Annotated in this window: 16 protein-coding genes; 9 read left to right on the top strand and 7 right to left on the bottom strand. The window is 65.5% G+C overall.

Features of this window, described 5'->3' with window-relative positions:
• Window positions 1-24: 24 nt before the first annotated feature.
• From GQY20_RS03595 to coxB, 5 genes are all read right to left on the bottom strand, one after another.
• Window positions 25-576: a cytochrome c oxidase assembly protein gene (locus tag GQY20_RS03595; RefSeq protein ID WP_157215638.1), complete on the bottom strand. Its 552-nt coding sequence runs from the start codon at window positions 574-576 to the stop codon at window positions 25-27.
• Between the two features lie 4 nt (window positions 577-580).
• Window positions 581-712, bottom strand: coding sequence for a hypothetical protein (locus GQY20_RS32775; RefSeq protein ID WP_269769717.1), 132 nt, complete (start codon window positions 710-712; stop codon window positions 581-583).
• The gene (locus GQY20_RS03590; RefSeq protein WP_157215637.1) at window positions 709-1,617 is read right to left on the bottom strand and encodes a heme o synthase; all 909 of its coding nucleotides are present in this window, start codon (window positions 1,615-1,617) and stop codon (window positions 709-711) included. Before GQY20_RS03590 ends, GQY20_RS32775 begins: the two co-directional genes overlap by 4 nt.
• A gap of 84 nt (window positions 1,618-1,701) precedes the next feature.
• Entirely contained in the window at window positions 1,702-3,387 is a 1,686-nt protein-coding gene (ctaD, locus tag GQY20_RS03585; protein WP_157215636.1) for a cytochrome c oxidase subunit I, read from the bottom strand.
• 11 nt (window positions 3,388-3,398) lie between these two features.
• Window positions 3,399-4,412, bottom strand: coding sequence for a cytochrome c oxidase subunit II (coxB, locus tag GQY20_RS03580; RefSeq protein WP_157215635.1), 1,014 nt, complete (start codon window positions 4,410-4,412; stop codon window positions 3,399-3,401).
• A 179-nt stretch (window positions 4,413-4,591) separates the two neighbouring features.
• Here coxB and pyrE point away from each other — a divergent pair, with 179 nt between their 5' ends.
• The 6 genes from pyrE (at window position 4,592) to GQY20_RS03550 (ending at window position 9,769) form a co-directional block, all read left to right on the top strand.
• A complete protein-coding gene (pyrE, locus tag GQY20_RS03575; protein WP_157215634.1) occupies window positions 4,592-5,179 on the top strand; it encodes an orotate phosphoribosyltransferase in 588 nt (195 codons plus the stop codon).
• Entirely contained in the window at window positions 5,176-6,291 is a 1,116-nt protein-coding gene (locus tag GQY20_RS03570; protein ID WP_157215633.1) for a serine hydrolase domain-containing protein, read from the top strand. Before pyrE ends, GQY20_RS03570 begins: the two co-directional genes overlap by 4 nt.
• Window positions 6,288-7,016 (top strand): pyridoxine 5'-phosphate synthase, encoded by a 729-nt coding sequence (locus GQY20_RS03565; protein ID WP_157215632.1) that lies wholly within the window; start codon window positions 6,288-6,290, stop codon window positions 7,014-7,016. Before GQY20_RS03570 ends, GQY20_RS03565 begins: the two co-directional genes overlap by 4 nt.
• A 393-nt stretch (window positions 7,017-7,409) precedes the next feature.
• Window positions 7,410-7,811 (top strand): holo-ACP synthase, encoded by a 402-nt coding sequence (acpS, locus tag GQY20_RS03560; RefSeq protein WP_157215631.1) that lies wholly within the window; start codon window positions 7,410-7,412, stop codon window positions 7,809-7,811.
• Between the two features lie 21 nt (window positions 7,812-7,832).
• A complete protein-coding gene (gene lepB / locus GQY20_RS03555; protein WP_408641046.1) occupies window positions 7,833-8,714 on the top strand; it encodes a signal peptidase I in 882 nt (293 codons plus the stop codon).
• On the top strand, window positions 8,711-9,769 hold the full coding sequence (locus GQY20_RS03550; protein WP_157215630.1) for an AI-2E family transporter: 1,059 nt from the start codon (window positions 8,711-8,713) through the stop codon (window positions 9,767-9,769). The genes lepB and GQY20_RS03550 overlap by 4 nt, the downstream gene beginning before the upstream one ends.
• A gap of 255 nt (window positions 9,770-10,024) precedes the next feature.
• Here GQY20_RS03550 and GQY20_RS03545 read toward each other — a convergent pair whose 3' ends face one another.
• Window positions 10,025-10,642, bottom strand: a complete 618-nt coding sequence (locus GQY20_RS03545; protein ID WP_157215629.1) for an FKBP-type peptidyl-prolyl cis-trans isomerase — start codon at window positions 10,640-10,642, stop codon at window positions 10,025-10,027.
• A gap of 66 nt (window positions 10,643-10,708) precedes the next feature.
• Window positions 10,709-10,915 (bottom strand): 30S ribosomal protein S21, encoded by a 207-nt coding sequence (gene rpsU / locus GQY20_RS03540; RefSeq protein ID WP_029548939.1) that lies wholly within the window; start codon window positions 10,913-10,915, stop codon window positions 10,709-10,711.
• Between the two features lie 213 nt (window positions 10,916-11,128).
• Between rpsU and GQY20_RS03535 the strand changes: the two genes are divergently transcribed.
• From GQY20_RS03535 to GQY20_RS03525, 3 genes are all read left to right on the top strand, one after another.
• Window positions 11,129-11,680: a (2Fe-2S)-binding protein gene (locus GQY20_RS03535; protein ID WP_157216150.1), complete on the top strand. Its 552-nt coding sequence runs from the start codon at window positions 11,129-11,131 to the stop codon at window positions 11,678-11,680.
• Between the two features lie 110 nt (window positions 11,681-11,790).
• Window positions 11,791-12,684, top strand: a complete 894-nt coding sequence (locus tag GQY20_RS03530; protein WP_157215628.1) for an RcnB family protein — start codon at window positions 11,791-11,793, stop codon at window positions 12,682-12,684.
• Window positions 12,685-12,886: 202 nt separating this feature from the next.
• Entirely contained in the window at window positions 12,887-13,363 is a 477-nt protein-coding gene (locus GQY20_RS03525) for an RcnB family protein (RefSeq protein ID WP_157215627.1), read from the top strand.
• Window positions 13,364-13,414 lie beyond the last annotated feature (51 nt).

The raw sequence follows: 13,414 nt of genomic DNA, 5'->3' as shown, positions 1-13,414 counted from the left end.
CCCCTCAACTGTATCGCGGCATCTCTAGCCGCGCGTTTTCGACTGGTCCACAGGATAGAATGTGTAGGAAAGCGTGATCTCCGGGATATTCTTCGTGTCCTTGTCGGTCGCGAAGGCCGGGTCGACATAATAGACGACCGGCATGCGCACCGACTCCCCCGGCTGCAGCGTCTGCTCGGTGAAGCAGAAGCACTGGATCTTGGTAAAATACTGCCCCGCCTGGGTGGGCGTCACGTTGAAGGTGGCGCTGCCCGTGATCGGGTGATTCGTGTTGTTGATAGCGTTGAAGAACGCCATCTCGCGCGCGCCCACGGCCACGCGCTCGGTTTCCTGCTCCGGCCCGAAGGTCCAACCCATGCCGGGCGCGACGTTGGCATCGAAACGCACCGAGATGATCAGGCCCGTAGCGCCCGGCGCATCGTCGCTCTTGGCGCGCTGCGTCGTTCCGTCGAATCCGGTCGCCTCGCAGAAGATTCGGTAGAGTGGCACGCTGGCGAAGCCGAGTCCGATCATCGCCAGCACGATCAGCAAGCCGATCAGGCCGACGCGGCGATTGCGATGGGCGAGCGCGGTCATCGAATCAACTCATCTTCACGATCGAGATGGCGAAGAAGAGGATCACCAGCGCCCCGAGTACCAGCGCCATCGCAGTGGCGCGGGAGTGCTGCCGGCGGCGAATCTCGCTATCGGAAAGCTTGTCGTCCGGGTTCATCCGATCATCCGATCGGCAACGAGCACGCCGAACAGCGCGAACAGATAGAGTATCGAATAGGCGAACAACCGCCGTTCCACCTTCATCGCGGCAGGATCGATCTCGCGGCTGACCGCGACTTGCGCGGCGAACAGCAGGAAGATCGCATTGAGGCCGAGCGCCGAGACGCCGTAGATCGCGCCGGTCAGGCCAAGCGCCCAAGGCGCCATCGCGACCGCGACCATCGGCAGGGTGTAGAGGAAGACCTGGGTGCGCGTCGCCTTGGGCCCCGCGACCACGGACATCATCGGCACGCCTGCCGCTGCATAATCCGAGCGGACGAACAGCGAGAGCGACCAGAAGTGCGGCGGCGTCCATAGGAAGACGAGGGCGAAGAGCAGGACCGGCAGCACCTCGATCCGGCCGGTCGCTGCGGCCCAGCCGATCAGCGGAGGGAAAGCACCGGCGGCACCGCCTATGACGATATTCTGCGGCGTCCGGCGCTTGAGCCAGACCGTGTAGATCAGCACGTAGAACAGGATCGATGCGGCCAGGATCGCGGCGGAGAGCAGATTCACCGCCAAGCCGAGCAGGATCACCGAGAAGGCGCCGAGGCCGACGCCGAAATGGAGCGCGGACTGACGGTCCATCCGTCCTGCGGGGAGCGGGCGACCGGCGGTGCGCCGCATCACCGCGTCGATATCCGCCTCATACCATTGATTGAGCGCACCGGCCGCGCCCGCGCCGAGCGCGATGCACAGCACTGTCGTGAAACCGAGCACGGGATGGATGGACTGCGGCGCGGCCAGCAGCCCGCACAGGCCCGTGAAGACGACCAGCGTCATCACGCGCGGTTTGGTCAGCGCGAGGAAATCACGCCATTCGGCCGTGATCGTGCCAGCCGGAAGATACGCCTTGCTTGCCATCGTCTCGTTCACCTGGCCTCCAACAGGACCGCCGCCCCGACCTCATCGTCGCAGCGGCGTCCCTTTTGGAAGTCTTTCTAGTCCTCAGTGGCCGTGATCGTCGCTGATCCGCGGCAGCGTCTCGAACTGGTGGTAGGGCGGCGGGCTGGACAGCGTCCATTCCAGCGTCGTCGCGCCTTCACCCCAGGGGTTGTCGGGCGCCTTCGGGCCGGCAACCAGCGAGTAGATCAGGTTGATGAAGAAGATCGCCATGCCTGCGGCCATCACTTCATAACCGTGGGTCGCGAAGCTGTTCCAATGCTCATAGGCATCCGGATAGTCCGGGTAGCGGCGGGGCATGCCGTCGAGGCCCAGGAAGTGCATCGGGAAGAACAGCATGTTCACGCCGATGAAGAACACCCAGAAGTGCAGCTGGCCGAGCAGCTCGTTATACATCCGGCCCGACATCTTCGGGAACCAGTAGTAGAAGCCCGCGAACAGCGAGAACACGGCGCCGAGGCTGAGCACATAGTGGAAGTGCGCCACGACGTAGTAGGTGTCCTGCATATAGTTGTCGATGCCGCCGTTGGAGAGCACGACGCCTGTCACGCCGCCAACGGTGAACATGAAGATGAAGCCGAGCGCCCAGACCATCGGGGTCTTGAAGGTCAGGCTGCCGCCCCACATCGTCGCGATCCACGAGAAGATCTTGATGCCGGTGGGGACCGCGATGACCATCGTCGCGGCGGTGAAGTACATCTTCGTGTCGACCGACAAGCCGGTGGTGTACATGTGGTGCGCCCACACGACGAAGCCGACGACGCCGATCGCAACCATCGCATAGGCCATGCCGAGATAGCCGAACACGGGCTTGCGGCTGAAGGTCGAGACGATGTGGCTGACCATGCCGAAGCCCGGCAGGATCATGATGTACACCTCGGGATGCCCGAAGAACCAGAAGAGGTGCTGGTAGAGGATCGGGTTACCGCCGCCGGTCGGATCGTAGAAGGTCGTGCCGAAATTGCGGTCGGTGAGCAGCATGGTGATCGCCGCGGCAAGAACCGGAAGGGCGAGCAGCAGCAGGAAGGCGGTGACCAGCACCGACCAGACGAACAGCGGCATCTTGTGCAGCGTCATGCCCGGCGCGCGCATGTTGAAGATGGTGGTGATGAAGTTGATCGCGCCGAGGATCGAGCTGGCGCCCGCAAGATGGAGCGACAGGATCGCCATGTCGACCGCGGGGCCCGCCGATCCGCTCGTCGAGAGCGGTGCGTACACCGTCCAGCCCGTGCCCGCTCCGTTGGCGGTGCCGCCCGACACGAAAGTCGAACCGAGCAGCAGCGAAAAGGCCGGGATCAGCAGCCAGAAGCTGATATTGTTCATGCGCGGGAACGCCATGTCCGGCGCGCCGATCATGATGGGGACGAACCAGTTGCCGAAACCGCCGATCATCGCCGGCATCACCATGAAGAAAACCATGATGAGGCCGTGCGCGGTGATCAGCACGTTCCACAGATGGAGGGCCGCCGGATCGGTCGGGCTGGCGACGCCCGCCCAGTGATTGAGATACTGGATGCCGGGATGCGCGAGCTCGAAGCGCATCATGCCGGATATCGCACCACCGATGATTCCCGCGCAGATCGCGAAGATCAGATAGAGCGTGCCGATGTCCTTGTGATTGGTGGACATGAACCAGCGCGCGAAGAAGCCGGGCTTGTGATCCGCGTCATGGTGGTGACCATGATCCTCGTGCGCCTGAAAATGGGCTGCGTTTGCTGTCGTATCGGTCATCGGAGCGAGCCTTAGTTCTGCGCCGGGGGCGTGGTGTTCTGCGTCGCGGCCTGCGCGGTCGTGGCAGGCTTTTCGGCCGTGCCCGCAACCGCCGGGGCCGGAACCGCAGGAGCGGGCGACGAGGAGGCCGGGGCCGGAGCCAGAGCGTTGGGCGCGGCGGCGGGCTTGGCGCCGGGCATCGTGCCACCTTTGCTCGCCACCCACTGCGCGAACTGCGCCGGGGTCACGACCTCGACCGCGATCGGCATGAAGCCGTGCTTGGCGCCGCACAGCTCCGAGCATTGGCCGTAATAGACGCCGACGCGATCCACCTTGAACCAGGTCTCGTTGATACGGCCGGGAACGGCGTCCATCTTCGTCCAGAAGGCGGGAACCGCGAAGCTGTGGATCACGTCATCCGACGTGGTCAGCACCTTGATCACCTTGCCGGCCGGCACCACCATCCGCTCGTCGACGCCGAGCAGGCGGGGCTCACCACGCTTCTTGTCTTCCTCGTCCGACAGGATGTTCGAGACGATCTCGAAGTCGCCATTGTCAGGATATTGGTAGGACCAATACCATTGATGGCCGATCACCTTCACGGTCAGGTCAGCCTTCGGCGTATCATATTGCGCGGCGATCAACTTGATCGAGGGAACAGCGATCACCAGCAGGATCAGGACCGGGACGAGCGTCCAGACGATCTCGATCACGGTATTGTGCGAGGTCTTCGACGGAACGGGGTTCGCGCCCCTGCGATAGCGGACCACCACCCAGAGCAGCAGGAAGAGCACGAAGATGCTGATCGCCGTGATGATCGGCATCAGCAGCGCGTTGTGCATCCAGAGCGCCTGCTGACCTATTTCCGTCACCTGCGGCTGGATGCCGATCGATCCCGGAATCGGCTGACCGATGCCCGGCGTCGGCGCGTAGAGCTGCGGCGCGGGAGCTGCGGGCGCGGCCGCACCGCCGGTGGCCGCGCCTTGGGCCAACGCGGCCGCCGGCATCGCGGCCAGCGTCAAGAGCAAGGTTTTCAACGTCTTCATCTCACCCCCGTTTACGCCGTGCGCGCGCACGGCTGCCTCATTCAGGGCTATCCATAATTTTGGCGCCTTATAGGCGGCGCTTTTGCATGCCTCAAGCGTACGGGCAAGGGAATTTGGCCCGTTGAAGCCAGTGACTTGTCGGCCTATCTGGCTCACGGCCTGACTAGGGGGACATGCGGATGACGAATGAGGACGTTCTCGCCGAATTCCGGGCGGCGGAGGCGCTTCTCGAAGGACATTTCCTGCTGTCCTCGGGGCTGCGCAGCTCGCGGTATCTGCAGTGCGCGCGCGTGCTGATGAACCCGGATCGCGCCGCACGCCTGATCGGCGCCCTGGCGGAACTCATCCCTGCCGACATCCGCGAGCGCCTCGACGCAGTGGTCTCGCCCGCCATGGGCGGAATCATCGCCGGCCATGAGATGGGCCGCGCGCTCGGAATCGACGCGATGTTCGTCGAACGGCCGGAAGGCACGTTCGAGCTGCGCCGTGGCTTCCGGCTGGAGCCCGGCCAGGCCGTGCTGATGATGGAGGACGTCGTCACCACCGGCCTTTCATCGCGCGAGGCGATCGTCGCGATCGAGAAGACGGGCGCGAAGGTGATCGCCGCCGCCTCGCTGGTCGACCGCTCCAACGGCAAGGTCGATCTGGGCGTACCCTTCTTCCCGCTGATCCGGCTGGACGTGCCGAGTTACAGCCCCGACGCGCTGCCGCCGGAACTGGCGGCGATCCCGCCGGTCAAGCCAGGCAGCCGGGCCAAGCCCGCGTGAGGCCCCTGGCCGCGCTGCTGCTGGCTTTGCTGGCTGTCGGCGCGGCTCCCGCGGCAACGCTCGCTCCACGACTCGACGCGCTCGTCGAGTTGGCTCATCGCGACAGGCATTTCGACGGCGTCGTGCTGATCGGTCGAGACGACGACATCGCCTATTCCCGCGCGATCGGCGAAGAAGCGCCCGGCGTGCCGATGCGGACCGATTCGGTCTGGCGCCTCGCCTCGCTCACCAAGCAGGTGACTGCGCTGCTTGTCATGCAGCAGGTGGCGGCCGGGACGATCGACCTCGACTCGCCGGTGAGCCGCTACTGGCCGACCTGGCCGTCGCCTCATGCCGGCCAGATCACGATTCGGATGCTGCTCAAGCATATGAGCGGCCTGGCCGATCCCGAGGACAGCCCTAAGGACGCGCAGGGCGTTCCCGGCTTCTATCGCGCCCGCGGGGCGCTCGCCTCGCCGATGCGCAACGCGGCGGGCTACTGCGCGCTGAAGCCCCGCACGCCGCCGGGCATCGAATATCACTATAACAATTGCGACTATCTCGTCCTCGGCGCGCTGCTGCAGATCATCACCGGCCAATCCTATGCCGATCTCGTCCAGCAACGGATCGCAGGCCCGCTGGGCCTCGATCATTTCGGTCTCTTTTCGCCCGCCCGACCCGATTCTCCGGCCACCATGCCGGGCTATGATACCGAAGGTCGGCCGGGCCCGCGCCTCAACCTCGGCGTGTATGGCGCGGCGGGCTCGCTCTTCGGCACGCCGCAGGACATCTGGCGATTCGATCGCGCGCTGATGGCCGGCACGCTGCTGGATGCGGCAGCGACGGCGGAGATGTGGAAAGGCGACCCGGCGATCGGCATGACCGCACTCGGCGCGTGGAGCTATACGGTGGCGCTCGCGGGCTGCCCCGATCCGGTGGCCCTCGTCGAACGGCGCGGCGCGATCGGCGGCATCCAGATCCGCAACTTCTTCGAGCCTTCCGCGCGAATCGCGGTTATCCTGCTCACCAACCGCGCCGCTGTCGATTTTGGAGAGATCTGGCAGGGCAAGGGCCTCTCTTACGATTTCCTCTCCACCGCTCTCTGTCCCGCACCTACGGCACCCAATCCATGACCCAGAAGCTGCGCCTCGGCGTCAACATCGATCACGTCGCCACCATTCGCAACGCTCGTGGCGGCCCCCATCCCGATCCGCTGCGCGCCGCGATCATGGCGGCCGAAGCCGGCGCGGACGGCATCACTGCCCATCTGCGCGAGGATCGCCGCCATATCACCGATGCCGACATCGATCGGCTGACGGCGGCGCTCGCGATTCCGCTGAACCTCGAAATGGCGGCTACGGAAGAGATGCTGGCGATAGCACTCGCCCATCGACCGCACGCCGCCTGCATCGTGCCGGAACGCCGGGAAGAACGGACCACGGAGGGCGGCCTGGATGCCGCCGGCCAGTTCGACCACCTGGCGCCGTTTGTCGCGCGGCTCGGCGCGGCCGGCGTCCGGGTGAGCCTGTTCATCGAGCCCGATCCGCGCCAGATCGAGGCGGCGATCCGCCTGAAGGTTCCCGTGGTCGAATTCCACACCGGCGCCTACGCATATCTCGAGGGCGAAGCGCGCACGGGGGAGCTGCGCCGAATCACGGACGGCGCTGCGCTGGCCGCCAAGAACGGAATCGAGCCGCATGCCGGCCACGGCCTCACCTACGACAATGTCGGCCCGATCGCGGCGATCCCGCAACTCGCCGAACTCAACATCGGCCATTTCCTGATCGGTGAGGCGATCTTCATCGGCCTGGATGCCAGCGTGCGCCGGATGCGCGAAGCGATGGACGCAGCGCGGTGAGAGCGCTCTCTCATCCTCCCCCGCAGGGGCAGGGCTATCGCATATGAACGGCAGAGTTCTTCATCCTCCCCATCGCAGATGGGGAGGGGGACCGCGCGCAGCGCGGTGGAGGGGAAATGCGCGGCTGGCCAACGGCTCGCACTTTGCAAATGCACGGTATTTCCCCTCCACCAGCCTTCGGCTGGTCCCCCTCCCCAGCAGAGCTGGGGAGGATGAGGAGGCCCGCATGCAGCGATTTCGCCATATGCGATTGCCCTGCCCGCAGGGGGAGGGGGACCGCGTGAAACCCGGTGGAGGGGCTGCCGCATTCATCATGCGTCTCGCTTGCCGCAAGCTGGCGGCCCCTCCACCGTCCTTCGGACGGTCCCCCTCCCCCTGCGGGGGAGGATGCTCATGATCGTCGGCATCGGCTCGGATCTCTGCAACATCGAGCGGATCCAGAATTCGCTCGACCGGTTCGGGGAGCGCTTCATCCAGCGCGTCTTCACCGATGTGGAGCAGGCCAAGGCGGAGCGCCGCGCGCTTACCCGAGCCGCAACCTACGCCAAGCGCTTCGCCGCCAAGGAAGCCTTCTCGAAAGCCGTTGGAACCGGTTTCCGTCAGGGTGTGTTCATGAAGGATATCGGTGTTGTGAACATGGCGTCCGGTGCACCGACTCTCGCCCTGACCGGCGGGGCGCGGCTGAGGCTTGACGCGATCACCCCGCCGGGCCACGCGGTGGAGATACATGTGACGCTGACCGACGATCATCCCTGGGCGCAGGCGTTCGTCATCCTCTATGCGCGCCCGCTTTGAACGCAGTAAGGAGATGATCGCGTGAGCGATCGGACTGTCGAGATCACCCAACCCCCTGCCCCGCCCCCCGCACCCCAGGCGAAGCCCAAGCAGACCGGCACCGATTGGTGGGCGGAGGCCAAGGGTATCTTCTGGCTCGTCCTCGCCGTGCTCGGCTTCCACAGCTTCGTCGCCAAGCCCTTCTATATCCCGTCCGAATCGATGATGCCGACCCTGCTGACGGGCGATCGGCTGGTGGTGACCAAATATCCTTATGGCTGGTCCTATGTGTCGCCCAGCTTCCACATCCTGCCGTTCATCCACGGGCGGCTGTTTGGGCGCATGCCGGAGCGCGGCGACATCGTGATCGTCAAGCCGATGGATCAGAACAGCGACTATATCAAACGCGTGATCGGACTGCCGGGCGACCGGCTGGAGATGCGTGCGGGCACGGTGATCCTGAACGGCGTGCCGGTGAAGCGCGTCGCCATGCCGCCCAGGATGATCCCGATCGACGTCAATTCGCCCTGCGCCGGCCAGCTCGAGCCGCATCGCGTGATCGGGGCAGACGGCAAGCCCTATTGCCAGCTGCCTATCGTGCGCGAGACGCTGCCCAATGGCCGTTCCTACGACACGATCGATCTCGGCGATTTCGCGGTGGATTATTATCCCGCGATCACCATCCCGCAGGGCGAGGTGTTCCTGATGGGTGACAATCGCGACCAGTCGGCCGACAGCCGCGTACCGATGGAAGAAAAGGGCCTGGGCGGCCCTGTGCCCTATGAGAATCTCGGCGGCCGCGCCGAATTCATCACCTTCTCGCTGGACGGCACGTCCGCGTGGTGGAATCCGATAAGCTGGTTCACCGCCATGCGCAGCGGCCGCGCCGGCACCAGCCTGCATCCGGCGCGGACCGGCGAATGAGCGAGGACGGCCGCCACGTAGAGGAACCGGGGCCGGCCGATTTCCAGGATCCGATCGTCGCGCGCGAACTGAAGCGCGCGATGGTCTGGATCGGCCTGGCGCTGGCCATCGCGCTGCTTTGGCTGCTCGCCCAACCGATCCTTCTGATCCTCGGCGGGCTCGTCGTAGCCACGATGCTGGACGGCGGCACGCGTCTGCTCGGCCGGGTGCTGCCGATCGGACGAAGTTTGCGGCTGCTGATCGTCTGCCTGGCGGTCACCGCCTTTCTGATCTGGACCTTCTATTTCGCCGGCTCCTCCATCGGCGCGCAATTCGATACGCTGCGCACCGTCGTGCAGACCCAGGTGGCGCGGATCTTCGCCTGGGCGCAGGCGATGAAGCTGCTCGGGCCAGGCGCGGCAAGCGATATCGGCCATCAGCTGATGGGCTCGATCGGCCAGGTCACCTCGGCGGTCGGCACCGCGCTCGGCGCGATTTCGAGCCTGGCGATGATCCTCGTCATCGGCGTGTTCATCGCGATCGAACCACGTCTTTACGAACGCGGCATCGCCTGGATGCTGCCGATGAAGAGCCGCGCCAATTTCTACGATGTATCGGAGAAGATGGGCTACACGCTGCGCCGTCTGATGGCCGGCCGGCTGACCGGCATGGCGGTGGAAGGCGTCGGTACCTGGATCCTGCTCAGCATCGGCGGCGTGCCGATGGCCGCACTGCTCGGCATCCTCACCGGCCTACTCGCCTTTCTGCCCAATATCGGCGCGATCATCTCGGGCGTGCTGCTCGTCCTGGTCGGTTTTTCGGCCGGCACCGAGACGGGGCTATGGGCCGTCGGCGTCTATTTCGTCGTGCAGACGGTGGACGGCTATCTGATCGTGCCGATGGTCAATCGCCGCTCGGTCGACCTCGCCCCCGCGCTGGTGCTGGGTGCCCAGCTGCTGATGGGCGCGCTGTTCGGCATCATGGGTCTCGCGCTCGCCGATTCGATCGTCGCGATGATCAAGGTCGCGCTCGAGGAAAGCTCGGAAAATGCAGCAGAGGCCGCAGCGCGAGCCTGACCGGTCTGTTGTCGGAAACAGCGGATGCTCCTTCCCCGCTGATATATGAATCACCCAGCTTGCCCCAGGTCTTTGCGGTCGCATCGTTTGCGCAGAAAGCCGGTTCCCCCTTTTCCGCGCGATGCTCCAACGCGAGGGCAATGCCAGCGTCACATCGCGGACGACCGTTAGTGGTGGGGGCAAAGAAAACCCCCGCCGGAGCGCCGCTCGATGCGGCCCCGGGCAGGGGCGAAAAGCTTCGAAACAGCTCGAAAGTTACTGAACCGGAGCGCCGCCTCCGGGCATCGCCTCGGCACCGCCGGGCATGGCTTCCGCACCGCCCGGCATTCCCATGCCGCCCATGCCACGCGGCGCAGGCGCGGTCGCCAGCAGCTCGACGTCGAACACCAGCAGGGCATTAGGCGGAATCACGCCCTGGCCGGCGCCCATTGGGCCATAACCAAGCTCCGGCGGGATCCAGAAGCGGTATTTGGCGCCCGGCTGCATCAGCTGGATGCCCTCGACCCAGCCCGGAATGAGGCCGCCGACCGGCAGAGTGGCCGGGCCGCCGCTGCGCGCGCTCGAATCGAACGCCTCGCCATCGGCCAGCCGGCCCTCATAATTGACGATCACGACGTCGCTGGGCTTGGGGTGCGGACCCTTGCCGGGCTTCAGCACCTCATATTGCAGGCCAGACGCGGTGGTGACGACACCGCTCTTCTTGCCGTTGGACGCGAGGAACTCCGCAGCCGGCTGCGCCATCGCGACCTGCTTCGACGTACCCATATAGGCAGCGCCGACACCGATCACGATCAGCAGGCCGACACCGAGCCACAATTTGGTGAGCGAGCCCTTGGCGATCGGACGTAGCGGTACGGCGGTCACTTCGGACATGAATCGAGGCTCGCTTAATCGTTGAGGTCAGGCTGCTCCTGCCCGTTCATGGGCAGGCAATCAAGCTCAACGAACGCCGTCGCGCTCCATCCGCTTGCGCTCCAGCTTGCGGGCGCGGCGGATTGCGGCCGCACGCTCGCGGGCACGCTTCTCGGACGGCTTCTCGTAGTGACGGCGAAGCTTCATCTCGCGATAGACGCCCTCACGCTGCAGCTTCTTCTTCAGGGCGCGCAGCGCCTGGTCGACATTGTTGTCGCGAACGATGATCTGCATAAAGTCCGTCACACTCCGATCAAAAGGCGATGCGTCCCTGCCCGTCCCAAAAAACGGACCAATCGAGTCGCAGCGCGAACAAAATGAGTCACCGCGAAACCCGTTCCGCGGCGGAAGGCGGCCCGATAGCAGCGGATCACCGCTTTTTCAAGCGCAAGCGCTATGTGGTGCCGGCTGGCGTCCGCCAGCCGGCTTCGCTACACCCGCGGCGTCATGACGCGCTTCACGGTGAACGGCCAGCCCGTCCATTATCAGCTGGATCCGGAGACGCCCCTGCTCTGGGCGCTGCGCGACGCCTCCAACCTCACCGGCACCAAATATGGCTGCGGCGCTGGGCTTTGCGGCGCCTGCACGGTCCATATCGACGGCGTCGCGGTGCGCAGCTGCCAGGTAACGATCGCTTCGATCGAGGGAAGCTTCGTGACGACGATCGAGGCGCTGTCGCGCGATCGCAGCCACCCGGTGCAGCAGGCCTGGGTGGCGCAGAGCGTACCGCAATGCGGCTATTGCCAGTCCGGCATGATCATGGCTGCGGCCGCACTGCTTGCCCAGAAGCCCAATCCCACCGACGACGAGATCGATTCGGCGATCACCAACATCTGTCGCTGCGGCACCTATCCGCGCGTCCGCAAGGCGATCCGGCAGGCCGCGCGGGTCGCCAGCGGCGCCGAGGATCTTGCCGCCGCCCCGCCGCCGGGCATCGATCCGGCCGACGCCGCCCACGCCGTGCCGGCGCTCACCCCCGTCGCGCCGGGCAAGAAATGACGAGCGAATCTGTCTGATTGCTGACGAAGCAATTCAGGATCATGTCATTGCGTCGCGCGTAATCACCAAATCAACGTGGCGAATGCCGCGAGACGACAGGAGATCCCTCGATGATTCGCAAGAGTCTGATTGCAATGCTGCTCGTGACCGGCGCCGTTCCGGCTCTTGCCGCGCCGGGCGACAATGATCGGCCGCAGTGGAATCACGGCGCCGGGCAAGACCGTGGCGGCCAGGATCGTGGCGGACGCGGTGCGCCCGATCGTGCCGACGCACCGCGCCCGATGCCCGAACGGCCCCAGCCGGACCGCGCGGCACCGGCGTTCCAGGGTCGGCCGGATCGCGGCGCCGATCCGCGCGCCGGCGGTGGTTGGCAGGACCGGCGCGACACGCCGAACCCCGGCAATCGTGCCGTTCCCGGCGGCCCGGACGCGCGCGGCGGCTGGCAGGGCAATCGCCCGGACCGCCGCAACGACGGCCCGCAAGGCCGTCCCGATCAGCGCGGCGACAATCGCGACTGGCGCGACAATCGACCGGGCAACGATCGCAACTGGCACGATAACCGGCCCGGAAACGATCGTGACTGGCGCGACAATCGTCCCGGCAACGACCGTGACTGGCGCGACAACCGCCCAGGCAACGACCGCGATTGGCGCGACAACCGGCCTGGCAACGATCGTAACTGGCGTGACGATCGCGGCCGCTGGAACAATAACTGGCGCAGCGATCGCCGATACGATTGGCAGAACTACAGGCAGTACAACCGCAACATCTTCCGTCTGCCGCGCTACTATGCGCCGCGTGGCTATGCCTATCGACGCTGGTCGCCGGGCTATCGCCTGGATCCATGGTTCTATGGCCAGAGCTACTGGATCAGCGACCCCTGGTCCTATCGGCTGCCCCCGGCTTACGGTCCCTATCGCTGGGTGCGCTACTATGACGACGTGGCGCTGGTCGACATCCGCACCGGTATGATCGTCGACATCATCTATTCCTTCTTCTGGTAGGCTCTTCCTTCCCTGCCAGGGGCATGGCGGCCCGGAGCGCGAAAACGCTCCGGGCCGTTGTCGTTGCGGGAACGCTCTCGCCGCTCGGCCTTTCTGTTTGCTGACAATCGGATTCGCGCGCGGTTCAGCCGAATCATGCGAAGCCGGTGGTCGGAGGGGACACGGCGCCTAGGGACGCGCCGTCGGACAGAGGAGTAAGAATATGCGTAAGTTTATCATCTTGGGGCTCATCGCTGCCACCGCGGTGCCCTCGCTCGCCTCGGCGCAGTCGGCGGGCGAGTTGCGCCATGATCGGCACATGATCCACGAGGAGCAACGGCAGCTCAACAATGCCCGTCGCGGTGGCGATCCGCGCGAAATTCGCGAGCAGCAGCGCGACGTGCGAGAAGCCCGTCGCGAGTATCGCGAGGACTGGCGGGATTATCGTCAGGCGCATCGCGACGTCTATCGGCGCGGCGCCTATGTCGGCCCGCGCGGCTATGCCTATCGGCCGGTTCCGGTCGGCTATCGCTTCGCGCCCCGCTATTACCACAGCCGCTATTGGATCAGCGATCCGTGGACCTACCGTCTGCCGCGCGTTGCCGGCCCGCAGCGCTGGATCCGCTACGGCAATGACGTCGTGCTGGTGAACATCCGCACCGGTCGGGTGATCACCGTCCATCGCGACTTCTTCTGGTAAGTCGCGCCGCGGCTTCCCGGAAGAGGCGCCCGGATCCCCGCGATCCGGGCG

Origin of the sequence: Flavisphingomonas formosensis, assembly GCF_009755815.1 — a bacterium.
GTDB classification, from domain to species: Bacteria; Pseudomonadota; Alphaproteobacteria; order Sphingomonadales; family Sphingomonadaceae; genus Flavisphingomonas; species Flavisphingomonas formosensis.
This window is presented reverse-complemented; position numbering and strand designations above follow the sequence as displayed.